This window comes from Desulfosarcina variabilis str. Montpellier (genome assembly GCF_048565275.1).
GTDB lineage: Bacteria > Desulfobacterota > Desulfobacteria > Desulfobacterales > Desulfosarcinaceae > Desulfosarcina > Desulfosarcina variabilis.
Window position 1 is genome coordinate 3,509,271 of record NZ_CP159846.1, and the last position, 26,616, is coordinate 3,535,886.

A 26,616-nucleotide genomic window follows, 5' to 3' on the forward strand; every position below is an offset into this window, starting at 1 on the left:
GAAGAGGATGTCATGCAGCCCATCGAAACAATGACCCTTGCTGACTGGTTGAACATCTTCAAGCGACACCGGTTGATTTTCTTTCTGACTGCAACGGGTATTTTTCTCGCTGCGGTGTTGATCGCCTTTGCCATGCCGGCGGTTTATCGCTCCGAGGCAACGATTATGATCGAAGCCCAGGAAGTGCCGTCCGATTTCGTGACCTCCACGGTGACCAGTTTTGCCGAACAGCGTATCCAGACCATTGAGCAGCAGATCATGAGCTACACCTCGCTGCTTGAGATTATCAACACCCATGACCCCTATCCCGAACTCAAGGACAAGGCCTCGAGCGAAGAGATCGTCGCCAAAATGCGCTCGGACACGCTGCTCAAACCGCTCAGCGCCGAAATCCTCGATACCCGCACCGGCCGCGCCACCCAGGCCACGATCGCCTTCAACCTGAGCTTTCAGGGCAAGAATCCCCGCAAGGTGCAGGAGATTACCAATGTCCTTGTCTCGCTCTACATGGAGAAGAATATCGCCGAGCGCGTTCAGCAGGTCGAGGAAACCTCGGCATTTTTGCGTTCCGAATCCGAGCGCATCAAAAAAGAGCTTTCGGTCATCGAGGGACGGGTGGCCCAGTTCAAGCAGGCGCATATCAACCAGCTGCCCGAAATGCTGCAGGTGAATATGCAGAGCCTCAACAACGTCGATCGCAATATGGAAGCCGCCAAGCAGGAAATGCGCAGCCTCAAGGAGCGTGAAAGCTACCTGAGAGCGCAGCTGGCGGGGCTGCAGCCGTACGTCAAAGATGAGTCCGAGATCGCTGCCCGCCAGCGGCTGGAAACGCTGAAAATTGAACTGGTGGCATTGACCAAACGATTCACCGACGAATATCCGGATGTGGTCAAGACCCGTGCTGAAATCGAAGAATTCGAAAGCAAGCTGGCCGCGCTTGAGTCCGGCAAAAAGGGGGCGCCGGACAATCCGGTATACGTCAGCATGATGTCCCAGCTGGCCGCGGTGAAAGCCGACATTCGTTCCACGCAACAGCAGATCGACAGTCTGGCTTCCGAGGCCGACGAGTACCAGCGCCGCGTGGTGGCCACACCCAACGTGGAAGAGGCCTACAGCCAGCTCCTCATGCTTCGCAACAGTACCCAGGCCAAATACAACGACCTGATGAACAAACTTCTCGAATCCCAGATCGCCCACGGCCTGGAAGCGGAGCAGAAAGGTGAGCGGTTCAGCCTGCTGGAGTCCCCGCGCCTGCCCCGCAAGCCCTTCAAACCCAACCGCCTGGCCATTGTCGTGGTCGGCGTTGTGCTGGCGATCTTCGCCGGTGGCGGACTGGTCCTGGCCATTGCCTACTTCGATGACCGCATTTACAGCCCGGATCTGCTCAGCCATGTGACGGGTTTGCCGATGCTGACCGGTGTGCCGCTGATCCTTACGGACAGGGATCTGCTTAAACGCCGGAATTGGCGCATTGCCGCGGTTGGCGCCGCAGTGGTGTTGATCGTGGCGGGCCTGGTGGCGATTCATTTCACCATGACCGATCTCGATCTGGTGGTGATGAAACTGCTGCGGCGTCTGGATCTGTCGAGCTGACCGATCCAGCCGCTGCCACTTACCCTATCCACAACCCACAGGACAACGACATGACGTTTCAAGGCTTGATCGAAAAAGTTCGCACCAGGCGCCGGTCGGACGCCAAATCATCCACGCTTGCCCACCGCCATCCGGCGATGGCGAAGGGGGCCAGAACACCGAACCCACCGCCCGGCATCTCGCCGGTCTACAACCGGTCAACCGCGATGCAGGCGGATCCGTGCGTTGTCAAGTCGAATCGGTGCATCTGCATCGAGCCGGATTCGCCGGAAGTGGATGCCTACAAGATTCTGCGTACCAGGATTCAAAAGCGCGCCCAGGATCATGACCACCGTGTCGTGATGATCACCAGCCCGACCCCCGGGGATGGCAAGACGCTGACGTCGGTGAACCTGGCCCTGACCATGGCCAGGGCCTACGACCAGACGGTGATGCTGGTCGATTGCGATGCCAAACGCCAGGATGTTCACAAGTATTTCGGCATTGAAAGCGGTGTCGGGCTTCGTGACCACCTCATCGATGACGTGCCCCTGGAGGATGTCATCATCTGGCCGGGAATTGATAAGTTGAGTTTTATTTCCGGGGGGGTCGCCACCGTCAGCGAGGCCGAAGCGCTGGGGTCCTCGCGCATGAAATGCCTTGTCGATGAAATGAAATCGCGCTATGCGGATCGGATTGTCCTTCTGGATACACCGCCCGTGCTCAGTGGCGCAGATACCCTGGCCCTGGTCCCGCTGGTGGACTGCATCATCCTGGTGGTGGCGGAGGGCAGAACCAACATGAAGGATGTCTTCAAAAGCCTGGAAGTACTCCCCGAGAAGAAACTGCTGGGCTTTGTGATGAATCGTCAAAAAGAAGCCGACACAAGCTATCCCTACTATTATCGGTAATGGAGTATCCCCGATGACGATGGCCCACTGACAGCCATCCCATCATCAATTACACTCACAAGGGCGGCACGCTGACCAATAGCGTGACCGCCCTTGTTGTTTTGGGCAGCCTGTTCAGAGCGTACGGCGGTGCCGATCTTCCCGGTGGTGTAGGGGGCAGGGCTTGTTCCCAACGCTCCAACAATGAAAACGAGTCGTCCCGCTGCAGAACGCTTGCTTTGGCAACTCGATAACCTTCCTGGGCTGAAAAAGGAACCGGGCCGCCAAATGGCGGCCCGGCGAGGCAGAGAGAAAAATGAAGAGAGTATTTATAAGATCGGACGCCCTGACACCATGAACCGGCCGGCAGGGGCTCCGTTTGTTGAGCGCAAGGTACCACCCGAAGCTTACGGGAAAATGACAGAAAGATTACCGAAAAGTCATCTTGAGCCGATACCGGCGGGAATTGCCTGCTGTTTGGGCGATTGATGTCCTCACCTAAACCCAATGATGCGGGGCAGGAAGGGAACCACGAATGGGAATGAGTAAAAACGATTCGTGTGATTCGCGCAATTCGTGGTTAAAATAAGGGCGTGGACAACCGCATATCAATCCCAACCCCAACCGACTTACCGGACGATCCCGAACCCCAGCCTGATGGCATCGTGGCGCTCTTTAAAGTGCAGCAATGTTTCGGCGTAACCGCTGAAGTATTGTGCCTGCAGATAAAAGTTCAGGCTTTTTCCCAAAATGAAATTTCGATACCCAGGACGCTTTTTCCGCGATGTAGCCATCGGGATTGAAAAGCCGGTATTTGAAACTGAATTGGAACTTGCTTTGCTGCAGCCCCGGCTCCACGCCCAATAAAAAATACATGGGGGCATTAACGGATAAATCGTTCAAAAAAGACTGCGCCAAAATTTGCCCCTGATCGATGGGTACCTGTTGCCCGATCCAGGCTTCGGGCGGTGCTTTGGTTGCAATAAGCGCGATCAGACAAAGATCCAGTACTACATCATCCCCGCCGTGAACCACCGATGATGCGCTGGACAGCTTTATGACGATCGCATTTGTCCCGGCAGTGGCGGGAATGACCAGCATCATCCATACCATGAAAATCGGTCCAGCAAATCTGAGCATTGAGGATTTCCTTTTGGCTGCAGTTGTTGTTATGCCATGTCGAAATTTGTCAGGAATGTAGCTGGTGATGATTTTATACGTTGGTAGTGACTTGAGGCAAATTCTTTTACGCGTTGATCAGAATTTGACGAGGGGAAAAAAAACGGCAGCGCCTCGGTGGAGGCACTGCCGTTTGCAAAAAATCTTCTTATTTGTTTTTATCAAACCACCTGTGATGCAGGGGCCGGTGATTCATCGGTCAACGAATCAGATTACTGCCCGCGGCCACGGCAGCGTCAAACACCGGTCCGGGCAGCACTCCCAGCAGCAGCACCAGACCGGCCAGCATCAGGCCCCAGACATTGCTGAAAAGGGGCTCGCGCTGCAGGGCGCCCAGGCGCTCGGGTTCGTCATGGGTGTAGGCGTGACGGACGAGATTGAGGTAGTAGTAGATACTGATGGCCGTGTTCACGGCCGCGACCACGACCAGCCAGTTGTAGCCGTGATCCCAGGCGCTGGTGAGCAGAAAGAACTTGCCCATGAACCCTGCCGTAGGCGGCAGGCCAACCAGAGAAAAGGCGCCCACGGCCAGCACAAAGGCCAGGGCCGGTGACCGGTGATGAAGACCGTTAAGGTCCGTCAGCTTCAGGTTGCGGCCGTCGGCCCCCACCCGGCAGATGACCCAAAAGCAGGCGAAATTCATCAGCACGTAAACCAGGATATAGAATGCGGCGGCGTCCAGGCCCTGGTTGGTGCCCGCCACCAGACCGACCATCAGGTAGCCGGCGTGGGCAATGGCCGAATAGCCTAAAAGTCGCTTGACGTCGGTCTGGGCCAGGGCCGACAGGTTGCCGTAGGTCATGGATGCCGCCGCCAGAATGGCGATCACCAGGGTCACCTGGGGGCCGGGAATCACAGCCACCAGGCGCATGAGAACGACCAGGGCGCCCAGTTTGGGCAGGGTGGCGATAAAGGTCGCGGTTTCGTTGCTGGCTCCCTGGTAGACATCCGGGGCCCAGAAGTGCAGGGGAAAAAGGGCCAGCTTGTAGAACATGCCGCCCATGAACAGGGTCATGCCCACGATGGCCAGGGGGGTTTCGGACCAGCTCCATGTTTTCTCAGCCAGCTGGACCAGATAACTGGTGTGCTGGGTGGCCAGAATATAGCTGAAGCCATACAGGGCCAGGGCCGTGGCCGCGGCCCCGAAAAAGATGTATTTGATGGCCGCCTCGGCCGCCCGGCACTCACGGCCGCGCAGGGCCACCAGGGCGTACAGGCTGTATGAGCTGAGCTCCAGGGCCAGATAAATGGTGATCATTTCCGCGGCCGAGGCCAGGATCATCAGCCCCAGCACGGACAGGCCCATGAGCAGAAAGTAGTCGGCGCGCTTCTCCCTGTCCAGCGTGGGCTGGCGGCTGGCGTTGAGCACGGCCAGGGCAAAGCCCATGCTGATCAGCACCTTGAAGAACTGGGAGAGCTTGTCCACGCAGTAGGTACCGGAAAAGATCACGCCGCTGGCATTCAGATTATAAAGGGCCAGGCACACGCCCAGGCCGGCCATGGTGGGCAGCCAGCATCTCACGGCGGGCTTTTGCAGGCGCTGGTCAAGGCTCTGGATGAAAAGCAGCGCCACCAAAAGCAGCTGATAGCCCTCACTCAAAATCAATTCGGGTCGGATATCCATTTTTATCGCTCCTGCGCGGGATTGTGCGGTTTTGCATCGGTCAGCAGTATTGCGCGTTTTGCGGATGCTTCGTTTGATTGGGGGCCGCTGTGACCTGCCACGGCAGTCGGTTCGGTCTGCAGCCGGGCCGTGACCGTTTTCAGGGACGGGTCCATGACCTTGAACAGCGGGGTCGGCGCCAGCCCGATATAAAGCACGAAAAACGCCAGGGGCAACAGATACAGCCATTCGCGCTTGTTCAGGTCCTTCCAGGTGGCAGCATTGGCCGGGGCGCCCCAGGCCATTTTCTGGGTCAGGCGCAGCATGTAGGCCGCGGCAAGCAAGGCGCCGGGCACGGTTGCAAGGCCGATCCAGGTCTTCACCTCAAAGGCGCCCAGCATCACCAGCAGCTCGCCCACGAAACTGTTGGTGCCGGGAAAACCGAAGGAACTGAAGGCGAACAGTCCCCAGAAACCCATGTAGGCCGGCAGGTATTTGCCCATCCCCATGTTGTCCGTAACCTCGCGGCTGTGACTGCGCTCGTACACCGCCCCGACCATCATGAACAGGGCGCCGGTGGTGATGCCGTGGTTGAGCATTTGAAACAGGGCGCCTTCCAGGCCGCGCAGGTTGAACAGGAAAATGCCCAGGGTTACAAAGCCCATGTGCCCCACCGAGCTGTAGGCGATGATCTTCTTGATATCGGTCTGCGACAGGGCCACGGCCCCGCCGTAGATGATGGAGGCAATGGAAAAGGCGATCATCAGGGGGGCGAAAAAATGGCTGGCGTCCGGTGTCAGCGGCAGGGTGAAGCGCAGGAACCCGTAGGTGCCCATCTTGAGCAGGATCGCCGCCAGGATCACACTGCCGGCCGTAGGGGCCTGAACGTGGGCCGCGGGCAGCCAGGTATGAAACGGAAACATGGGCACCTTGATGGCAAAGGCCAGGGCCATGGCCAGAAAGGTCCAGCACTGAAAGCCAAAGGCATAGTCGCCGGTCATCAACTCCGGAATGGAGAAGGTGCCGCCCACATACCGGAAGGCGATCAGGGCCACCAGCAGCAGGGTGGAACCGGCCAGGGTGTAGAGAAAAAACTTGATCGAGGCGTAGCGCCGGTCCGGTCCGCCCCATACGGCGATGAGCAGATACATGGGAACCAGCATGGCTTCCCAGAAGATGTAGAAGAGGACAAAATCCAGGGCCGAGAAGACGCCCACGCAGGCGCTGGTCATAAACAGCAGGCAGAAATGAAACTCCTTGACCCGCCGGCTGATGTAGCGCCAGGAGCACAATACGCAAAGGGGCATGATGGCCACGGTCAGGGCCACCATGAACAGGCTGATGCCGTCCAGCCCCACATGGTAGAAAAGCCCCCAGGCCTCGACCCAGGGCACTTTCTGAACGAACTGAAACCCGCCCGCGGCGGGATCGAAGCCCAAAAGCGGCATGGCCAGGGCCAGTTCCAGCACCAGCGCGCCGAGGGTATAATAACGGATGGCTGTTTCATGGCGCAGCAGGATCAGCCCCAGGCAGGCCGCCAGGGGAAAAAAGATCAGCACCGTGAGTACGGAATGAGCGGTTTCAAACATCGGTAGCTCCAATTTTTTATTGTTTACGGATTCGTAAAAAGCCCGATATCGGCGTTACGCTTCATCCTTCGTCACTGCGGAGTACTCTATGTACGCTGCCTACGGCACCCGCGATAGCGGTATTCCTCAGGACTCGCAAGCCTTGATCTCGGGCTTTTTACAAACCCGTCCGACTAGCGGCTTTTAACGAGTTCATCCTTTTTTCGCCTACTTATATTCCAATGTCGGCAACCCACCACACCACCGCAAAAACCAGAAGGGCCAGAACCATCATCCAGGCCAGGTGATCCTGCAGGCGGCCGGTCTGCATGCGTACAGCCAGACGGCCGGTGTTGCGCACGGTATAGGCGGTGCCGTCCACCACGGTATCGATGCCTTGCTTATCGAAAATGCCGGCCATGCGGGCCACGCCGGTGAGCACGCGCAGGCCCACGACCCGGTAGACCGTGGTCCACACGCTATCGATGGCGGCCAGCGGCCGGGTGATCGCCGCGGTCAGGCCGCGGCCGATCACCCGGTAAAGGGCGTCGACGTCCAGGTTGCGCCCCGCGTGGGGGCGGATCGTCCGACGCACCAGTATAAAGCCTAAGCCGGTGAAGCCCAGCAAAAGCAGGGCCTGCAGCACCTTCCAGGTGTCGTAGGGCACGTACTCGACCGGAAAGGGCAGCATGCGGTAAAGCATCTGGGGATAGACGCCCTGTAGAAAGCAAAGCCCGGCGGCAATGGCCATGGCCACCATCATGTTCCTGGGAATGGGTTTCAGGGTTACCGGATTGTCGGCCTTGGCGAAAAAGGCGAAGTAGGGCAGCTTGATGCCCACCGACAAAAAGGTTCCCACGGCGGCCACTTCCAGCAGGAGGCCGATGATCTGGTGATGATGTTCAACAGCCCCGTGAATGGTCATGGTCTTGGAGATGAACCCGTTGAAAAAGGGCACGCCGGAAATACTCACCGCGCCGACCATGTAAAGGATCATCACCCAGGGCAGCCGCCGCACCAGGCCGCCCAGTTGGTCCAGATTGGCGGTGCCGGCAGCATATAGCAGACAGCCGGTGCCCATGAACAGCAGGCCCTTGTAAAGAATATGGGCATAGGCATGGGCCACCGCACCGTTGATGGTCATGGCCGTGCCGATGCCGATACCGGCCACCATGTAGCCGACCTGGCTGACGATGTGATAGCTCAGGATGCGACGGGCGTTGTTCTCCATGGAGGCGTACAGCACCCCGTAAACCGCCATGATCGTGCCGGCCACGGCCAGGATCTCGAACCCGGCAAAAGCCCGGGCCAGCACGTAGACCGCGGTTTTGGTGGTGAAGGCGCACATGAACACCGCGCCGGGGACCGTGGCTTCCGGGTAGGTGTCGGGCAGCCAGGCATGCAGGGGCACCACGGCGGCATTGACGCAGAATCCGCCCAGGATCAGCCAGTCATACAGCTGGGCCGCCGCCGGATCGATGGGATCGAAGGCCAGGGAGCCGGTGGCCTGCCAGCGCAGCAGCAAACCGCCCAGGAGCAGCAATCCGCCCAGGGTGTGAAACATAAAATAGCGGAACCCGGCCCGGGTGGAGCGCTCGCAGCGATTGAGCCATACCAGGCAGGTGCTGGCCACACTCATCAGTTCCCAGAAGATAAACAGGGTCAGGTAGTCACCTGCGAACACGCAGCCGAAGGCACCGGCCACATACAGGCTGGCCGCGGCCTGGTGGGCCCGGTCGGCAAGGTGCAGGCTGTAAATCATGCCGATCAGGGCCTGGATGGCGAACACGCTGGCGAAGACCACGCTCAAGGTATCGACCCGGCCCAGCACCAAATCGGCGCCCAGGTAGGAAATCTGGCCATAGGTGCCGTGGTTCATGACCAAGACGGCGATGATGGCCACGACCGGCGGCACCAGCAGCAGGCAGCGCCCTCGCGGTTTTTCAAGTTTGACCCAGGGCAGGGCCAGGGCCAGGGCGATAAACAGCCAGGCCGGATGCAGGAAATCAGTTGTCCAGATCATCGTTCTCCTCGGGGCGCACCAAAATGGGCTGAATGATTTTTTTCATGATCACGACCATCATCACCGTGACCACCAATCCGAAGGCGGCCCAGAATCCGGTATAGGCGTCGATGCCGAACTCGGCGTGGTGGGGATGGACAAAATGGTTGGCAATCAGGAGAATTCCCAGAAAAAGCAGCAGCCCCAGCTTCCATGGCCCGGCGTGTCGCTTGCGGGTGTGATCCAGCATGTCTCCCAGTTTTTCTCCGCTAAAGTCACTCATGTTGACGACCTCTTTACTTCAAATAATAGTTGGTCTAAGTCTGTTTACCGTTCACTGGCCGGCAAAAACCGAAAAGAACTGCATGAAAACCTGGGGGTAAAGGCCCAGCAGCACGGACACGGTTGCCGTAAAACACAGTGCCAAGACCATGCAGGTCGGCGCCTCGCGGATGGATTCGATGGCCACTTCGGGATGAGGCCGGCCGAAAAAGCCCTTGATCACGATGGGCGTGAAGTACATGGCGTTTAAGAGGGTGCTGGTCAGAAGGGCGGCCAGCAGAATCATGTGGCCCGTGTCCACCGCGCCGTTGACCAGATACCACTTGCTGACAAAGCCGCACACCGGCGGTACGCCGATCATGGACAGGGCCGCCAGGGAAAAGGCGCCGAAGGTAAACGGCATGCGCCGGCCCAGGCCGCCCATGCGGCTGATCTGCTTCAGGTGCGAGGCCACGTAGATGGCGCCGGCCCCGAAGAAGAGGGTGATCTTGGAAAAGGCGTGATGGGCGATGTGCAGGACCCCGCCCTCCACGGCCAGGGGGGTGAGCATGGCCACGCCGATGACGATGTAGCTCAGCTGGCTGACCGTGGAGTAGGCCAGCCGCGCCTTGATGTCGTCCTTGGTGATAGCGATCAGGGAGGCGACCACGATGGTCAGGGCGGCCAGATAAGCCGTGGGCAGTCCCAGTCCCAGGTCGGCCATGGTCTGAACGCCGAAGCCCGAGAGGATCACCCGCGAGATGGAGAATACGCCCGCCTTGACCACGGCCACGGCGTGCAGCAGGGCCGATACCGGTGTGGGGGCCACCATGGCCGAGGGCAGCCAGTTATGCAGCGGCATCAGCGCCGCCTTGGCCAGGCCGAAGATGTACAGCCAGTAGGTCAGCTGAACCAGGAAAGGATCGGCGTCAGGCGGGAAGATGCCGGTGACCATATCGCCCAGATGAAAGTCCAGGGTGCCGCACAAGAGATAGGTGATGACCATGGCCGGCAGGAAGAAGAGCTTGCTGGTGCCGACCAGATAGATCAGATACTTGCGGGCACCGGCATAGCCGGCCTCGTCCTGGTGGTGGGCCACCAGCGGGTAGGTGAACATGGTGATGATTTCATAGAACAGGTACAAGGTGAAAATGTTACCCGAGAAGGCCACGCCCTGGGCACCAAAGATCGCTACGGCGAAGCAGACGTAGTAGCGGGTCTGGGCGTGCTCGTTGAGCGAGCGCATGTAGCCGATGTTGTAGGCGGTGGTCACGCCCCACAACAGGCTGGAGACGATGGCGAAGATCATGGACAGGCCGTCCGCCGCGAAACGTACGGTAACGCCGGGCATCAGGGTGAACAGGGTAAACGTCTGGATGCGGCCGGCAAGCACGGCCGGCACCATGGAAAGGACCACAAGCAGGGTCAGCGCACTGGCCAGAAATGAGACGCCCTCGCGATGATTGGGGCTTTTTCTCAAATAGTAGATGCCCAGGGGCGCAGCCAGGGTAATCAATAAAGGAACGAGCAAAACAGGGGTTTGAACGATTTCCGGTTGGGGTGTCATGATGGCGCTATCCCTTCAGTTCGGAGACGCGGATGCTCTCGGAGGTTTTAAAACGACGGGTAACGACCAGCACGATGGCCAGCACCAGGGTCGCCTCGGCGGCGGCCAGACCCATGACCAGCAGGGCACCCAGCTGTCCGAGGACGGCATCGGCCGATGTGTGCTGGGAGGCGGCGACAATGGACAGGCCGGCGCCGTTCAACATCAGTTCCAGGCAGATCAGCATGCCGACCAGCGAGCGGCGCCAGATAAACCCGTACAGCCCCACGCAAAGCAGAACCAGTGCGACCAGTTGATACAGTTGTAATGAGCTCATTTCCTCCCCCACTGACGCCAGGCCAGCATGACCGCGCCGGCCATGGCGACGAACAAGACTACCGAGATTAATTCAAAGGCCAGCAGATACGGCCCCATCAGGCCCATCCCCAGGTCGGGCAGACTCACCGCCTCGGGTCTCTCGAACCCGCTGGTGCCATGCTTGACGATGCCCACGGTGAGCACCGCGGCCGGCACCAGCATGGCGAAAATGGCGTTGATGCGCTTGCGAAGGGGGCGACGTTTGGCCTCATCACCGGTGGGCGCGGCATGGGTCAGCATGATCGAGAAGAAGATCAGCACCGACACGCCGCCGATGTAAATCAATATCTGCATGAAAGCCATAAACGGGGCCGCCATGAGCAGGTAAAGCCCGGCCACGCCGAACATGGTCGCGATCAGGCCCACCAGCGAGCGCACCAGACCGCGTTCGGTGACGGCCATGACCGCGCCGACCCCGATCACGGCCGTGTAGGCATAAAAAACGATTTTAGCCAGGGATTGTTCCATAACGGTTACGCCTCCTGCGTTTGCGGTTGGTCGCCGGTGGACAAGGGCGCTGCCGGCTGCATGCGGCCCAGCAGATCCAGGGTCAGCTGCTTGGGATCACGGCTGACCATATACGCCTCATGGGAAAAGGTCAGGGCGCCCACCGGGCAGACTTCCGCGCACAGGCCGCACAGGCTGCACAGGCTGTAGTCGTAGGAAAAGGTCTCCGGCGCTTTGGGAGCGGCGGGTTTTTTGACTTTCTCACCGCTTTTCCGGGCCTCGGCCATGGCCTTTTTCTCTTCCGGGGTCGGCTTGGGTGCCTTTTTCTTGACCACCTTGATGCAGCCGGAAGGGCAGGTGGACATGCACATCAGGCAGGCGATGCACTTGGACCGGGCCGGATTCCTGGGGTTGGGCACGAGAGCCAGCGGCCCCCTGAAGGTGGTCAGGTTGTCCACCTCCTGGCGGGGATAGTGAACGGTGACCTGCCGCCGCAGGGCCGCATCGCCGGTCACGCCCAGGCCTTTGAGCAGACTGATCAGATCGGTGAAATCCTTTAATTTCTCTTTAAAGCCCATGGTTGTCCCTTCTCCGGTTCTCCGAACAGCGTTAGCGAACCGATGAATTGGTATGGTTGCATGCAAAACAGCGTACTATAGTTTTAAGTGTTAAGTTTTAATTAAAGGTATCTACCGATTTTAAAAAAAATAGGAGTTCATCCACCGCTTAACACTTAACACTTGAAACTTAACACTTTCTCCAACTAAACATCGGGCAGTGATTTACAGCTCGGGAGGCTCCCGGTGCCCGAACGCCCCTAAAGCAGTTTCGTCAACAGCGCCGTACCCATCAAATTGACCAGGGACAGGGGCAGCAGCCATTTCCAGTTGATGTTGAGCAGCTGGTCGAAGCGCACCCGCGGGTAGGTCCAGCGAAACCAGATCATGGCGATGAGCAGCAGGTACATTTTAGACAGGAACCACCAGACCCCCGAGAAGAACGGACCCTGCCAGCCGCCCAGAAAAAGGGCTGTGGCCATGGCGCAGACCACGATCATGTTGGCGTATTCGGCCAGAAAGAACAGGCCGAAGGCCATGCCCGAATACTCCGTGTGAAAGCCGGCGGTCAGCTCGCTTTCGGCTTCGGGCAGGTCAAAGGGTGCCCGGTTGGTTTCGGCCACGGCACAGATGAAGTAAACGGCAAAGGCCAGCGGCTGGGTCAGAATGTTCCACTGCCAGGGCCAGCGGCCCTGCTGCTCGACGATGGTGGACAGATTCAAGGTGCCGCACATGAAGGCGACCGCCAGGATCGCCAGCAGCAGTGGAATCTCGTAGGCCACGGACTGGGCCACAGCCCGGGCCGCACCCAGAAGCGACCACTTGTTGTTGGAGCCCCAGCCGGCCATGCAAAGGGCCAGCAGGCCGGTGCCGGCAAAGGCCAGAATCAGCACCAGGCCCAGATCCATGGGAAAGGCCGTCAGCCAGGGGCTGAAGGGGATGGGAATAAACAGGGCCAGCACCCATACGAAGGCCACCACCGGCGCCAGCCAGTAGAGCAGAGGGTCGGCACCGTCCGGGGTGATCAGCTGCTTGCCGATCAGCTTGCCGGCATCCACGAAGGGCTGCAGGATACCGTGCCAGCCCACCTCGTAAGGCCCGGGGCGGCGCTGGAAATGGCCGGCCAGTTTACGTTCCATGTAGACCAGGACCAGGCCGTTGGCGCCCACAAAGGCCATGACGGCCACGGCGGCAAGGGCGATGTGAAGCAATTGCGGAGAGAAGATGAATTCAGTCATAAATCAATTTCCGTTTTCTCAAAAAGGCTCTCATGGTCGTTGGGTTAATCATTAACGGTCGATTTCCGGGATCACCAGGTCCAGACTTCCCAGAATGGAAACCGCATCGGACAACAGCGTGCCGCGGGCCATTTCAGCGAAGCAGTTCAGATTGGAAAACCCCGGTGCGCGCAGCTTGCAGCGGTAGGGCGTGTTGCTGCCGTCACTGAACAGATGCACGCCGATTTTGCCCCGGGCGCCTTCCACGGCAAAGTAGGTCTCGCCGGCCGGCGCTTTCCAGCGCGGTTTGGGGGCGCCCTTGGCCAGGAATGCACCGTCTGGGATGTCGGCAATGGCCTGATCCAGGATGTCCAGGCACTGCTGCATTTCATCCATGCGCACCCGGTAGCGGGCCATGGCATCGCCCTCGGCCTCCGAGGGGATGGTAAAGGAAAGCGCCGGATAGACGCCGTAGGGCTCGGCGCGGCGCACATCATAGGGCTGGCCCGAGCCGCGCAGGACCGGACCGGTCGCCCCATAGCGGCGGCACATCTCAAGGGTCAGCTCACCGACGTTTTCGCAGCGTTTGCGAAGGATGATGTTGTCCGTAACCAGGGTCTTGTACATGGGCAGACGCCCCCGCATGTAGTGGGTGAACTCGCCTACCGCGCGCAGAAAGTCGTCGGTCAGATCAACGGCCACGCCACCGGGGCGAAAGAAGCTGTAGGTCAGGCGTGATCCGCACACCGACTGGATCATGTCCAGAATCCGTTCGCGGTCGTCAAAGGCGTACATGATCGGCGTGAATGCCCCCAGGTCCAGCAGGTAGGCGCCCCACCACAGCAGATGGCTGGCCAGGCGGTTCAATTCGCAGGTGATCACCCGGATATACTCGGCCCGCCGGGGCACCGCGATGCCGCCCAGGCGTTCGACCGCGCCCACATAGGCCCAGTTCCAGGCCAGGGCGTGCAGGTAATCCACCCGTCCCATGTTGGGCAGATACTGCAGATAGGTCCGGTTTTCGGCCATGGCTTCGTGCATGCGGTGCAGATAGCCCAGGACCGGTTCGGCGCGCACGATGTATTCGCCGTCCAGTTCCAGGATGATGCGCAATACACCGTGGGTAGAGGGATGCTGGGGCCCCATGTTGAGGATCAGCGTGTCTTCGCTGCGGCCCGCTTCAAAGCGGCAGGTGTAGTAATCACCGCTGATCTGCTCTTTGATTGATTGTGTCGACATTTTATCCCTGCTCATGATCGGGTTGGCGTGAAGATCCTGTGGCCGGCTGAGGATCGGCATCCCAAAGCTCGACCCCGGGGGCCTTGAAAACGACCTGTCCCGGGTCGATCAGATCTTTGAGGCTGCGGCGCTTGTCCGGTGCTTTTCTAAGGGGCGTGGTCTCGTCTCCTTCCGGCAGCAGCAGGGCCGCCGGGTTGGGGTTGCCTTCGAAACGGATACCGTAGAAATCGCTGATCTCCCGCTCGTGCCATTCGGCCCCGCTGAATATGGGGGCGATGGACGGCAGATGCGCTTCGCTGTGGTCGACCCGCACCCGCAAGGCGATACGCCGGATGGGACCGCTACCGGCGGGACGGCCAAAGCGGTCAAAATGATAGGTCACCAGAAACCCTTCGGTGGCGTCCAGGGCGCTGACGTCCTCGAGGTGATAACCGGCCGCCAGCAAATCCCAGGCGGCGGGCTGCAGCGTTTCCGGGGCCATCATCACCATGCGGCAGATGCCGCTGGTTTGCGGATCGGGCCGGCTGTCGAGCAACAATTCGAGATTGCTGAAAATATCCTGGGTCATGACCGGCCGCCTCCATTTTTACCGGGTTCGGGCCACCAGCGCCGGCCGGTGACTTTTTCCTGGAGCTGAAACAGGCCTTCCAGAAACGCCTCCGGCCGCGGCGGGCAGCCGGGAACGTAAACGTCGACGGGAATCAACTGGTCCACGCCTTCGACCAGGGCGTACTGGTTCTCAAAGGCAAAGGGACCGCCGCTGATGGCGCAGTTGCCCACGGCCATGACCCACTTGGGGGCCGGCATCTGCTCGTAGAGCCTGACTACGGCCGGTGCGATTTTGCGCGTGACACTGCCGGCCACGATCATCAGGTCGGACTGGCGCGGCGAGGGGCGGAAGACCTCGGCGCCGAAACGGGCGATGTCGAAGCGTGCCATGCCCACGGCCATCATCTCGATGGCGCAGCAGGCCAGCCCGAAGGTCATGGGCCACAAGGACATGGAACGGCAGACGTCCAGGACCTGCTGGGTGAAGTCGGCCCTGATGGGCGGTGCTTTCTGATCGGTGACGGCAGGTTTTAGTAATTGATGCGACGCGGCCATGTAAATACTCCTTTCGCCCAGAAAAAAACGATTGCCAGAAAAAGAACGAACAGGAAAACGAACACTTTGAAAAAGGCATCCAGGCCCAGATCGTTGTAGACGACCGATACGGGCAACAGATAGAGAACGTCGACCTCGAAAGCCAGAAACAAAAGGGCATAGATGTAGTAGTTCACGCCGAAGCGGATCCAGGCGTCGCCCAACGGGCGCATACCGCACTCGTAGGGCATGCCCAGATCGCCGCCCCTTGCGCGGGGGGCCAGCAGGCGTGATGCGACCAGCGGACCGATGGCCATGGCGAATCCGGCCAGAAAGAAGCAGGTGATGGCAATGTGCATCCAGCTGAGAGTCATGACATCTCCTCGAAAAAGATTGTCTGAAAAACGTTTAGAAAATATTTAATAAATAAAAACATATAGTTATAAGCATGTCTGGGATGCCGCAAAAATCCATTCCCGACAATTCAGGCACAAGGACCCCCGACACATAAAATGGGCGCAACAGTGCATGACCCGGCACGACCCTGTTTGGGGGCAGCCGTGTCTTTCACTTATACAGGTTACTCCATTACTTTCAGGCTGCAGAATTATGCCGATAATCCTCCCAGTCATCGACACGAGGGGCGCTACCGTGGCCCCTTGCAAACCTTGACGTTGAGGGTTGCAGTTCAGATAGAACTGTTTGCCTCAGGTGAGTAGTAAAGAAGAACCATCACCGATAAAAAAGGGTTTCGAATCCCTCTTTTCGGATCAAATGTCAAGCAAATATTAATGATATGAAGATATTTTTTTATTGCGAATATCTTTTCTCGTTACTGGCCGATTTTACAAAACCAGTTAAACCGCTAATATGAAGGAAGAAATAGGATGATCGCCATATCGCTTTATTCCTGAAGCGAAATGTCCAGAAAAACCGACATCGGGGAGGAGGGAATGCAGTGGCGGGTAAACCCCATGCAGTGTCTTGATTGCCAAATAACATATTAAGAAGAAAAAGAATAATGCATCTGTCGGGATGTTGTGGGTGAGTATATAATCAATACGGGTGCGGTGTCCACAAAGGTCGCGGCCTTTTTTGATAAGTACTTATCAAAAAGTTCGATATCGAGCATACGGGCAGCATCGTTATCAGTTCATTGATTATAGAGAAAAGTAGTATGTTAAGTAAAATTCTCATCGCCGTCTTGGAATGTCTGAGGGGCAGGGGAAGCGAATCGTTGTGTCGATAACGGTTACAATAGGGTAGGGTCATTTTGACTCTAATGGGTCATTGTGACTCTTTCTTGGAAAAGGAAACATAAAAGTACTCTTGTGTGCTTTTTCAAGTGCACTGAGAAAATAAGTGATTTGTTGAGTTCAACAAAATAGCCTTTGACTGAGTGAGTAAATCTGCCCGTGTTAAAAAAAGTAAACCCAGCATCACTTCTCTTGTCTATCTTGTATTGATTCTCAGGGTTGCAGCTGTTTATGGAAATGAAGAAAGCGGTAGCACGGCCTTTTTAAGAGCATGTTAGGATGCGACAACACACAAACAATACTGTCCTTGACGGGACCAACCCATATTTCATATACTTTTTATTAATGCGATACATCCTACCCACAGTTGCGATCATAGCCATCTTTTAAAAGGAGTGGCGCTTGAAAGACAGGGTCGCCCATCTCAATCTGGTTTTGCGAGCCATCCGGCGGGTAAACGAACTGATTACCCGGGAAAAGGATCCGGATCGTCTGCTTCAGGGAATCTGTGACAACCTGATCGAAAATCGCGGATATCACAATGCCTGGATTGCCCTGCTGGACCCCGATGGGAAATTGATCAAGGTGCTTCATGCCGGTATGGAAACGGACTTTCTGAAACTGTCCGAACAGCTCCAACAGGGCAAATTGACCCATTGCGGTCATCTGGCCCTGAAAAACAAAGGCGTGATCCACACTGCGGATCCGCGTCACGCCTGCCCGGACTGCCCGCTGGCACAGCATTACAGCACACGGGGCGCGATGACCGTGCGTCTGGCGCATGGTCATCGGACGTATGGCTTTTTATCCGTGTCGATCCCCCGGGAACTGGCTCAAGATGAGGAAGAACAGGCCCTGTTCAAGGAAGTGGCCGATGATATCGGTTTTGCTCTGCATGGGCTCGAGGTGGAAGAGGCACACAATGAAGCGGTGATCGCGCTGAAGGAGAGTGAAGAGAAATTCCGTCAGATCAGTTCCTCCGCCCAGGATGCCATCATCATGATGGACAGCGACGGCCGCATTTCATTCTGGAACCAGGCGGCGGAAAAGGTATTCGGATATACCCAGACCGAGGCGCTGGGCCGCGAATTGCATCTCTGGCTGGCACCCGAGCGCTTCAGGCATAAGTATCAGCAGGGCGTCAGCACCTTCCAATCCAGCGGCGACGGTGCCGTGATCGGACAGACCCTGGAACTGGCCGCGCTTCGCAAAAATGGGGAAGAATTTTCCATTGAATTGTCGGTTTCCGCCGTCAAATTAAAGGGGCAATGGAATGCCATCGGCATTTTGCGGGATATCAGTGAACGAAAACGGGTGGAAAAGAAATTGATCGAAGCCAAGGAGGCGGCCGAAGCCACCACAAAGGCTAAAAGTGAATTTCTGGCCAACATGAGCCATGAGATTCGAACGCCCATGAATGGCGTGATCGCTGCCACCGACCTTGCCCTGAACGAGGAACTGTCGCCCAAACTCGAGCATTATCTGAAAATTATTTCCGCCTCGGCCTATTCCCTGCTCGGTATTATCAACGACATTCTGGATTTTTCAAAAATTGAAGCTGGCAAACTCGATCTGGAATCACGTCCCTTTACCCTGTTTCACGTGCTGGACCGGGTGACGACGCTGTTTTCCACCAAGGCCGGCAAAAAAGACATCGAACTGCTTGTCGATCTCGATCCGCAAACACCCCGTCACCTGGTCGGCGATCCCTTGCGGTTGCAACAGATTCTCAAGAATCTGGTGGACAACGCGGTTAAATTTACGCCGCCCGGCGGCACTATCGTGATCGGCACCCATCCCCCGGCGCTGTTGCCCGAGCATGCCCAGTTGACCTTTTTCGTCAGGGATACCGGCGTGGGCATTGCACCGGAATACATCCCCAAACTGTTCGAACCGTTCAGCCAGGCCGATGCCTCCACGGCCCGCAAATATGAGGGCGCCGGTCTTGGATTGAGTATCTGCCGGCAGTTGGTGGAGTTGCTGGGCGGCACGATTCAGGTGGAAAGCCGGTTGGCCGAGGGCAGCACCTTTACCTTCAGCCTGCCCTTTGAAAGACCGCCCGCCGACCAAAAGCCGCATTACGTCCCGCCTGCGAATATCCAGGGGTTGGCCGTTTTGGTTGTCGACGACTGCATGGCCAGCTGTGCAGTTGTCAAAAAAATGCTGGAGTCTTTTGGTTTCACGGTTGAAACGGTGTCCTCGGGCACGGCAGCATTAAAGCGCTTGGAAGGTAACGCGTCGCGTGCGACCCCGTTTGACCTGGTGATCATGGATTGGCGGATGCCGGAACTAAACGGTATTGAAACGGCACGCAAAATCAGAAGCGACTTGAAGCTTGCGATTCCCATCATTCTGATTACGGCCTTTGGCGGAGACAATGAACGGCAGGACAGCCAGGACGCCGGCATCACCGGGTTTCTCACCAAACCGGTTTATCCGTCGCCCCTTTTCAATGCCATCATGGATGCCTTCGGTAAACAGGGCGTTTACGAAGGGGAGCCGCAGGCAACGGTCGACCCCATGGCATCGGTCGCCAAAACCCGCCTTGGCGGGTGTCGTGTGCTGGTTGTGGAAGACAACCCCACCAACCAGCAGGTGGCGCAGGCCGTGCTGGCAGAGGCCGGCGTCCATGTGGATATCGCCGATAACGGTAAAGACGCACTGGTAAAAGTTCGAAATAAGCCATACGATGCGGTGCTGATGGACATTCAGATGCCGCAAATGGACGGACTCGAGGCCACCCGGCGGATCCGTGAGGATGATCGTTTTGCCGGCCTGCCCATCATTGCCATGACGGCCCACGCCATGAAAGGCGACGATAAACGGTGCCTGACGGCGGGGATGAACGATTATATCGCCAAACCCATCAAACAGGACCGTTTGTATCGCACCCTGTGGAAAGCCATTGAACGGGGAGGCGGACCACAGGCATCCCCCGTCGACCGCCTGCAAGAAAAAACCGCACCGGCCGCCCAGACGCACGCCACCGGTCTTCCGGAAGCCCTGCCGGGTATCGACATCCGCGGTGCCCTTGCCGGCCTGGGCATCGCACCGGATGCATTTCAACGGATCCTGCTGGGGTTTGCCAGGGACAACCGGGAAACGCGCTCACAAATCAAAGCCGTGGTCGCGCGAAAAGAATGGAAAACCCTGCAGCATCTGGCCCACCGCCTCAATGGGATTGCCGCCAACATCGGTGCCCAGGGGTTGCAAGCCGCCGCCCAGGCCGTGGAAATTCAATGCCGCACACAGGCGCCGGAGGCATCGGAAATCCATCATCTGGACACCGCATTGCAGCAGGTCCTGCAATCCCTTCAGCGCCTCCGTGCCCCATCGCAAAACGCGTCCGAGGACAAACCCGCGACATTGGTCGATCCCAAGCAGCTCCGATCCCTGCTCGAGCAGCTTGGCAAGGCGCTGGACATGGCGGATCCGGAGGCGATTGAAACCCACCTGCAGGCCGTCGGACAGCATCTTGACAGTACGGACTTTCAAACGCTGGCCAACCAGATTGCCACCTATGATTACGACAATGCGCTCACCACGCTTAACAAAATTTTAAGTACCATCAATGACTTAGCACCCTGAAAAAAGACATTCTGCGGTGATTACAGGGCGTAGATAAAAAATAATATTAGGTCTTGATAAGGGTGGTTTTTGACATTAACATAGTATATGAATTTGCCGAGCTTCAACACCAATAGGACGCCATGACCTGGTACCGGTCAACGGCCATATTTTTCAAATGGGAGCTTCGAGCAAATCATCAAAGGCTTCTTGGAAATCCGACTTGCTGATTTCCGGGGAGCCTTCTCTGTTTGAGGGCTCCGATTCCGGCATACCAGAATTTGAATCGCCCCGTTTAGAGCCTGTTTGAGAAGTCTGGATCAGGCCCGATAACAAGGCGGAACGTGGCTCAATTGCTGCGCATATATGTAATATGTGAGCATTTTTAGACACGTTCCAACGCCGTTAGCGGGCCTTAGACGGATTTACCAAACAGGCTCTTAGGAAAAAATGAACATTCGCAAACGTAACATCGATGCTGAAACTTCCTCCCTTAAGGCCTTGCCAAAAACATTATCTTAAACACTATATCTTTTTCCAGAGCAACGGAGCGCTGATTGAATATGTTGTTGTCAACAATATTTGATATATGATAAGATATAAAATCTGATTTGGTAAATTTTTTGATTGTTGCTTAATTCAATAATCAACCCATTAATAATCGGCCAGGGGGAATCAACTTTGAAACTGTTTGAACCCACACAGATTGGCGGTATCCCAGTCAGGAACCGAATCGTCATGGCTCCGATGACCACGCATTATGTCAGAAAAGGACTCGTCACCGAGCGCATGATCCACTATTACCAGGCGCGGGCAAGGGGCGGTGTCGGGCTGGTAACCGTTGAGGACGGCATCGTTGACTATCCGTTGGGTAACAATACGGACAACCCGCTTGCGGTGGATCATGAGCGGTGTATTCCGGGGCTCAGGCGGTTGAGTCAGGCCATCAAGCAAGAAGGTGCCAAGGCAATGCTGCAGCTCTCCCATGCCGGACGTCGGGCAGGGCATCTGTCACCGCGCACGATGCGCCTGACGCGTACCGGTGGCCGCCTGCCTGTCGCGCCATCACCGCTGGCCCATCCGACGCCGGGGCATGTGGTCCCCAGACCGCTGAGCACCGAAGAGATCCACGGCATCATCGAGGCCTTTGGAATGGCGGCCCGCAGAACGGTTAACGCAGGTTTCGATATGATTGGGCTGCACTGCGCGCACATGTATCTTCTCGGCCAGTTTCTTTCACCATGGGCCAACAAACGGCGCGACGCCTATGGGGAAGATCTGCAGGGCCGTCTGAAGATCGTCCTGGAGATCATTCAGCGGATCAAACACGAAGTTGGTCCCGATTACCCGATTGTCTGCCGCATGAACGGCCAGGAACCGCAAGATGGCAATTCGGCCGAGGATCTGCAGTATATTGCCAAAGCCCTTGAGGCCAGCGGTGTCGCGGCACTGCATGTGTCTGTGGGGTTTGGTAGTATTCTCTGGGACAAGGAATTCATCCCGGCCGAGGCCACCATGGGGATGCCGGAAGGATGCATCGTCCATTTGGCCGAGAACATCAAACAGGCGGTTTCTATCCCCGTGATTGCGGTCAACAAGATCCGGCATGTGGATTTTGCCGAACGGGTGCTTCAAGAGAAGCGCGCCGATATGATCGCCCTGGGCCGGCCGCTATTGGCCGATCCGGAGTGGGTGAACAAGGCACAGCAAGGGCGCTGGGAGGACATCCGGCCGTGCGTTTCCTGTTGCCAGGGCTGTGTGGGCAATATTGAGAAAGGGCGGCCGATCAGCTGCTTGGTCAATCCGATGCTCGGCCGGGAGAAAACGGCTCGCATCGGACCGGTAAAGGCCAAGCGAAAGAAGCGGGTCTTGGTGGTGGGGGGCGGGCCGGCCGGCCTGGAAGCATCAATTGTTGCATCCCAAAGAGGGCATGCGGTTGTTCTCTGGGAGAAAAACGAGGATCTTGGCGGACGGCTTAGCGTTGCCGCTGCTCCCCCCGGTAAAGCAGAGCTTTTTGAATTCAGGTCGTTTCTTCATCGCCAGGCGTCACGTGAAGGCGTTCAAATCGTATTGAATCAAACCGCCACGGTTAAGACCGTTTCCACGGCAAAGCCCGATGTGGTTGTGGTGGCTACCGGCGGCCGTCCCATTGTCCCTGACTTCTTGAAGGCATCAAACGGTTTTGTGAAAACGGCGGAAGAGGTGCTGAAAGCCGATCTTAACTTAGGCGCCGCGGCTGTGATCATCGGTGGGGGGCTGGTTGGATTGGAAACTGCCGATTATCTTCTGGAGATGGGGAAAAAGGTAACCCTGGTTGAGATGCAGGAGGCATTGGGACAGGACATGCCGATGATTACCCGGATGCCGCTGTTGCTGCGATTGGCTGACAAGGGGGCCCGACTGCTGGCGCAAACCCGTGCCACGTCCGTTTCCTCGAATGGAATCATGGTAGAAACCGAAGGACAAAATAAATTGATCGAAGCCGATTTTGTCGTTCTTTGCACCGGCCAGGAGGCCGACCCCTCGTTTGAGGAGGGGATCAACGCCCGTGGAATCCCATTTTACCGGATTGGCGACTGCCAGGCACCCGGAGACCTAATGGCCGCGATAAGCCAAGGCTACAACGTCGGCCTTCAGATCTGAATCATCGTTTGCGCTGGCTATTCACGCAGCACATTCTTTGTATAACGCACATATTCCGTTTTACCTTTTTGCCGGTGACCGCTTTCCAGCTGCAAAGACAATAGGATCGATTCCAGGTTTTCCTTGGTGGTCTGCAGGCTGGTGACGATGGCTTCCTTCAGGCTCGCACCCACAGCGACCATCTCCCCGATCATCAGGGTAATGCGTGTCGAGATCTCAAGACCGTTTTCCGAGCGGCTGCGCAGCAGATTAATGGCATTGATCACGTCGTCGGCTTTTTCTTCGCTGATTCCGGTCTTCTGGAGCAGCACCTCACGTTCCACCGCATTGGGCAGATAATCCATCAGGATCACATAAAACCGGTCCCGCAGGGCCGGATCGAGGAGTTCTGTGCCTACGAATTCGTCGCCTTCGTTCAGGGTGGCGAAAAAAACGACCCCGTCGGCGACCTTCAACAGGCCAAGCTCATCCATCCAGACTTCGCGGTCGTCGGAAAGAATGGAGAAAAGCATATTCAGGGCCTTGGGGTTTTCCGGCCGGTTGATCTCCTCCAGGTGAATGACGCAGTTGGGTGTCTGCAGGGCCTGAGGAAAAAGGAACTGCTTGTAGCGGGTTTCGCCATTCTCCAAGGTGTACTCACCAAAAAGTTGCCCGGGTTCCGACAGGATCCCCACCTGAAAAGTCGCCATGGGTTTCTGATGCACCGCTGCATACTGGCGCACAACAGAAGACTTTCCGCAGCCCTGCCTCCCGGCAACCAGAACATTTAATGGATGTCGCTTTGAAATCAAGTCGACCTTGTCCAATATGCTCAAGGTATCGTTGTCGATATAGAAAAAGGGGTCTTCTTCGGGTACGCTCAAATCGATTCGCTTGGTGGTTGTGGTCAACGGTACACCTCACTTGTTTTGGAATGGATAAAATATCGCCCTCACCGGTGTCGTCGGCCGGGGGAGCCGCGATGGAATCGCCGTTATGCGTCTGGAACTGCATGTGATCCGGTTATGCTGAAATACCTTTTGGGCCGCTTTGGGAGCCAGACCGAATTAACTGAGTGATATTCAAATACAAACCCAATCCCTTGTCAAGCGTTTTTCCAATCAAAATAAACCCAATGCCACCCATCCGAATGCATGCTACTATTGGTGAAATACTGAAAGTAAAATTTTATTAACTATAAATTAAGATATTTATAATTAATATTGCATAACCGTCAGTGAAGTGACGATGCAAATTACATCTTTTTGAAGCACACCCGTGGTCTACAAAATAGAAGATTCCAATCTTAATTATATCCTTTGTCTTGTCTTTTTCTGAGTAAAAATCTATAAATGACATGAGAAGCCTGGGTTTTTACCAGATCACCCGAATTATTGGGGGCAGAATACGTTGACTGACACGCTAAAGTCATTTGCCAAACTTGAATGACACGTATTAATAATACTGCGTGAAATTGACTGGTACAGGCCAAAAAAGGAGAAATTTTGAACAAAAACAATAAAAAAGAAATGATTTTAAAAGCTGCTCAGGAAATCTTTTCAGAAAAAGGCCTTCGCGATGCCACCATCACGGAGATCGCCAAAAAGGCCGGCGTCGTCGATTCAATTATTTACCACTACTTTAAAAACAAGGAAGACCTGCTTTACTGGGCCCTTGCCGGACAGATAGAAATAGCCTTGGAGGAACTGACCTTTCATTTTGAAGGCATCATGGGGCCCGTCTCCAAACTCGGTAAAATGATTTGGTTTCACCTTTACATGAACGATTTCAATAAGGGAAACGCCCGCATTCGCAAGAATTTGCTTTTCGAATGCCGCTCCAACAAGGATTTTTACACCCACGAATGCATAAAAACACTTCAGAAATACACCCGCGTCCTGGTGGACATCCTTCGCCTTGGAATCGATCAAAATTATTTTCGCAATGATATCAATGTTTTTTTAGTCAGAGATATCATCTTTGGGTTTCTGGACGAAGAATCTCTGGCTTGTCTTTCCGCCGGAGAGATCTCCGAGACCCTTCCTGATTTCGAGGCCATCATGGACCTGGTCCTGAACATGATCGAAGCGCGTGGTCAAACCCAGTCCCAGGCCGCCGAAAAACCCAGCAAGGCCGACCTTGTCCAGGAAGCGGCCAAGGCGGTATTTGCTGAAAAGGGGTTCAATAAATCCACAACGATCGAGATCGCCAATCGTGCCGGTGTTGCCGAGGGAACGATTTATGAACACTACAAAAACAAGCAGGATCTCTTATTTTCCATCCCCCGGCAAAAATTTCAATCTTACCGGAAACAGATGGAAGCGGCACTCCGTTCGGAAGACCCATTGATTCAACTGCGCCAGATGATGTGGAACCACTTTCTTATTTTTGCATCCGATAGTCGCTTTCTGCTGGTCTACTTTAATGATGTCAAGTTGAACAAACAGTTTTATACCACCGAATCCTATCCCCAATACCTGCGGTACCTCGACCCCCTTTACGATATTCTCGAACAGGGCAAGCAGAAAGGCCTTTTCAAACAGAATCTGGACAACCGGATATACCGCAATCTTTTTGTCGGTGCCTTCTCCCACATGGCGATCCGATGGTTTGTCCAGGGCAACCACAGTCCGCTAATGGTGATGGAGGAGTTTACCCAAGCATGCGACCTGCTCTGCTGCGCCGTACTGATCCATCCCCAATGTATTTGACACAGTAGCCACATTATTTACTGAGTATTCTTCTATATTATTCATCTTATCCCGAACCACCAGGTTGTTGGGCAGCCCGTATGGATTCCCCTATCCATGTGGGCTGTTGTTTTATTCAATATTAATAATAACTTAATTTTATCATAGCAGATAACCAAAAAGCTGCTGTTTCCTGGTCTTCCCTTTCTGCATGACACACATCGGCCATTTTTCAGTCATTTTTTAAAAGAAAAAGCAAAAATATGTTGACAATAAATCACGATAGTGGTTGATTTCTACTCAGTTAATACATCTTTTTTGGTTATATTTAGTTCGTTATTCATTCTGTAAAAGCGTCTAGATTTTATATATTGCTTATTTTACTATATATTTAAATTTTCAGAAAAATATACAGGGATTAGATTTTCAATCAAAACAATGGGCTATTTTCTATAACCTTATTCACCGCTCATCAAAAGGAGTCCGCCATGGCAAAAGGCAAACCGAAAAAAGAAAAAAAACCTGACATCACCTTTTTTCACCCCGACCTGCTGGAGGTGCCGGACGACGGTTCGCCACCCTATCTCAAAGGCTATCGCTGTAAAAAATGCGGTCAACTGGATTTTCCCAAATTGGATATCTGTCCCACCTGTTGGGGCAAGGAGTTCGACATGGTTCCCCTGTCGCGTAGAGGCAAGCTCTACAGTTATGCAGACTGCTACATCGGCCAACCCGGCATGCAGACACCGTACATCATCGGATACGTGGATCTTCCCGAGGACTTGCGCATCTTTGCCATGCTCGATGGCGAGGTGGAATCCTTCCAATGCGATGAAGAAGTCGAGTTGACCGTCAAGGAAATCCGCATGAACCAGGATGGCCTGCCCATCACCAGCTATAAATTCAGGAAGGTTACGGACTAACCGCGGATCCCAAGGG

At 55.9% G+C, this 26,616-nt stretch carries 21 protein-coding genes; 6 read left to right on the plus strand and 15 right to left on the minus strand.

Annotated elements, in window-relative coordinates:
- Positions 1-12: 12 nt before the first annotated feature.
- Together Dvar_RS15885 and Dvar_RS15890 are read left to right on the plus strand one after the other, a co-directional pair.
- A complete protein-coding gene (locus Dvar_RS15885) occupies positions 13-1,593 on the plus strand; it encodes a GumC family protein (protein ID WP_419662668.1) in 1,581 nt (526 codons plus the stop codon).
- Between the two features lie 50 nt (positions 1,594-1,643).
- Positions 1,644-2,483, plus strand: a complete 840-nt coding sequence (locus Dvar_RS15890; protein ID WP_419662669.1) for an AAA family ATPase — start codon at positions 1,644-1,646, stop codon at positions 2,481-2,483.
- A gap of 654 nt (positions 2,484-3,137) precedes the next feature.
- On the opposite strand, the gene Dvar_RS15895 is transcribed toward Dvar_RS15890, so the two are convergent.
- The 14 genes from Dvar_RS15895 to Dvar_RS15960 all read right to left on the minus strand — a co-directional run bounded on the left by Dvar_RS15895 (position 3,138) and on the right by Dvar_RS15960 (position 15,916).
- Entirely contained in the window at positions 3,138-3,602 is a 465-nt protein-coding gene (locus Dvar_RS15895) for a hypothetical protein (protein ID WP_419662670.1), read from the minus strand.
- Between the two features lie 238 nt (positions 3,603-3,840).
- On the minus strand, positions 3,841-5,265 hold the full coding sequence (locus Dvar_RS15900) for an NADH-quinone oxidoreductase subunit N (RefSeq protein ID WP_419662671.1): 1,425 nt from the start codon (positions 5,263-5,265) through the stop codon (positions 3,841-3,843).
- Between the two features lie 2 nt (positions 5,266-5,267).
- Positions 5,268-6,833 carry a complex I subunit 4 family protein gene (locus Dvar_RS15905; RefSeq protein WP_419662672.1) on the minus strand — a complete coding sequence of 522 codons (1,566 nt, stop codon included), beginning with the start codon at positions 6,831-6,833 and terminating at the stop codon, positions 5,268-5,270.
- A 211-nt stretch (positions 6,834-7,044) separates the two neighbouring features.
- Positions 7,045-8,835 (minus strand): Na(+)/H(+) antiporter subunit D, encoded by a 1,791-nt coding sequence (locus Dvar_RS15910; RefSeq protein ID WP_419662673.1) that lies wholly within the window; start codon positions 8,833-8,835, stop codon positions 7,045-7,047.
- Positions 8,819-9,097 carry a hypothetical protein gene (locus tag Dvar_RS15915; RefSeq protein WP_419662674.1) on the minus strand — a complete coding sequence of 93 codons (279 nt, stop codon included), beginning with the start codon at positions 9,095-9,097 and terminating at the stop codon, positions 8,819-8,821. Before Dvar_RS15915 ends, Dvar_RS15910 begins: the two co-directional genes overlap by 17 nt.
- Positions 9,098-9,148: 51 nt before the next feature.
- On the minus strand, positions 9,149-10,642 hold the full coding sequence (locus Dvar_RS15920) for a monovalent cation/H+ antiporter subunit D family protein (RefSeq protein WP_419662675.1): 1,494 nt from the start codon (positions 10,640-10,642) through the stop codon (positions 9,149-9,151).
- Between the two features lie 7 nt (positions 10,643-10,649).
- Entirely contained in the window at positions 10,650-10,958 is a 309-nt protein-coding gene (nuoK, locus tag Dvar_RS15925; RefSeq protein ID WP_419662676.1) for an NADH-quinone oxidoreductase subunit NuoK, read from the minus strand.
- Complete coding sequence (locus Dvar_RS15930; RefSeq protein ID WP_419662677.1) at positions 10,955-11,467, minus strand: NADH-quinone oxidoreductase subunit J; 513 nt, start codon at positions 11,465-11,467, stop codon at positions 10,955-10,957. Before Dvar_RS15930 ends, nuoK begins: the two co-directional genes overlap by 4 nt.
- 5 nt (positions 11,468-11,472) lie before the next feature.
- Positions 11,473-12,024: a 4Fe-4S binding protein gene (locus tag Dvar_RS15935; protein WP_419662678.1), complete on the minus strand. Its 552-nt coding sequence runs from the start codon at positions 12,022-12,024 to the stop codon at positions 11,473-11,475.
- A 239-nt stretch (positions 12,025-12,263) separates the two neighbouring features.
- On the minus strand, positions 12,264-13,241 hold the full coding sequence (nuoH, locus tag Dvar_RS15940; protein ID WP_419662679.1) for an NADH-quinone oxidoreductase subunit NuoH: 978 nt from the start codon (positions 13,239-13,241) through the stop codon (positions 12,264-12,266).
- 51 nt (positions 13,242-13,292) lie between these two features.
- The gene (locus Dvar_RS15945; protein WP_419662680.1) at positions 13,293-14,459 is read right to left on the minus strand and encodes an NADH-quinone oxidoreductase subunit D; all 1,167 of its coding nucleotides are present in this window, start codon (positions 14,457-14,459) and stop codon (positions 13,293-13,295) included.
- 1 nt (position 14,460) lies between these two features.
- Positions 14,461-15,027 (minus strand): NADH-quinone oxidoreductase subunit C, encoded by a 567-nt coding sequence (locus Dvar_RS15950; RefSeq protein WP_419662681.1) that lies wholly within the window; start codon positions 15,025-15,027, stop codon positions 14,461-14,463.
- Positions 15,024-15,563, minus strand: a complete 540-nt coding sequence (locus tag Dvar_RS15955; protein ID WP_419662682.1) for an NADH-quinone oxidoreductase subunit B — start codon at positions 15,561-15,563, stop codon at positions 15,024-15,026. Before Dvar_RS15955 ends, Dvar_RS15950 begins: the two co-directional genes overlap by 4 nt.
- Entirely contained in the window at positions 15,539-15,916 is a 378-nt protein-coding gene (locus Dvar_RS15960) for an NADH-quinone oxidoreductase subunit A (protein WP_419662683.1), read from the minus strand. The genes Dvar_RS15955 and Dvar_RS15960 overlap by 25 nt, the downstream gene beginning before the upstream one ends.
- A gap of 1,284 nt (positions 15,917-17,200) precedes the next feature.
- Between Dvar_RS15960 and Dvar_RS15965 the strand changes: the two genes are divergently transcribed.
- Both Dvar_RS15965 and Dvar_RS15970 read left to right on the plus strand, forming a co-directional pair.
- Positions 17,201-20,386, plus strand: a complete 3,186-nt coding sequence (locus tag Dvar_RS15965; RefSeq protein WP_419662684.1) for a response regulator — start codon at positions 17,201-17,203, stop codon at positions 20,384-20,386.
- Between the two features lie 660 nt (positions 20,387-21,046).
- Complete coding sequence (locus tag Dvar_RS15970) at positions 21,047-23,008, plus strand: FAD-dependent oxidoreductase (protein ID WP_419662685.1); 1,962 nt, start codon at positions 21,047-21,049, stop codon at positions 23,006-23,008.
- Positions 23,009-23,025: 17 nt separating this feature from the next.
- Here the strand turns inward: Dvar_RS15970 and Dvar_RS15975 are convergent, their stop codons facing one another.
- Positions 23,026-23,898: an AAA family ATPase gene (locus Dvar_RS15975; protein ID WP_419662686.1), complete on the minus strand. Its 873-nt coding sequence runs from the start codon at positions 23,896-23,898 to the stop codon at positions 23,026-23,028.
- Between the two features lie 594 nt (positions 23,899-24,492).
- On the opposite strand from Dvar_RS15975, the gene Dvar_RS15980 reads away from it, so the two are divergent.
- Together Dvar_RS15980 and Dvar_RS15985 are read left to right on the plus strand one after the other, a co-directional pair.
- Entirely contained in the window at positions 24,493-25,698 is a 1,206-nt protein-coding gene (locus tag Dvar_RS15980) for a TetR/AcrR family transcriptional regulator (protein WP_419662687.1), read from the plus strand.
- A 467-nt stretch (positions 25,699-26,165) separates the two neighbouring features.
- A complete protein-coding gene (locus Dvar_RS15985) occupies positions 26,166-26,600 on the plus strand; it encodes a Zn-ribbon domain-containing OB-fold protein (protein ID WP_419662688.1) in 435 nt (144 codons plus the stop codon).
- Positions 26,601-26,616 lie beyond the last annotated feature (16 nt).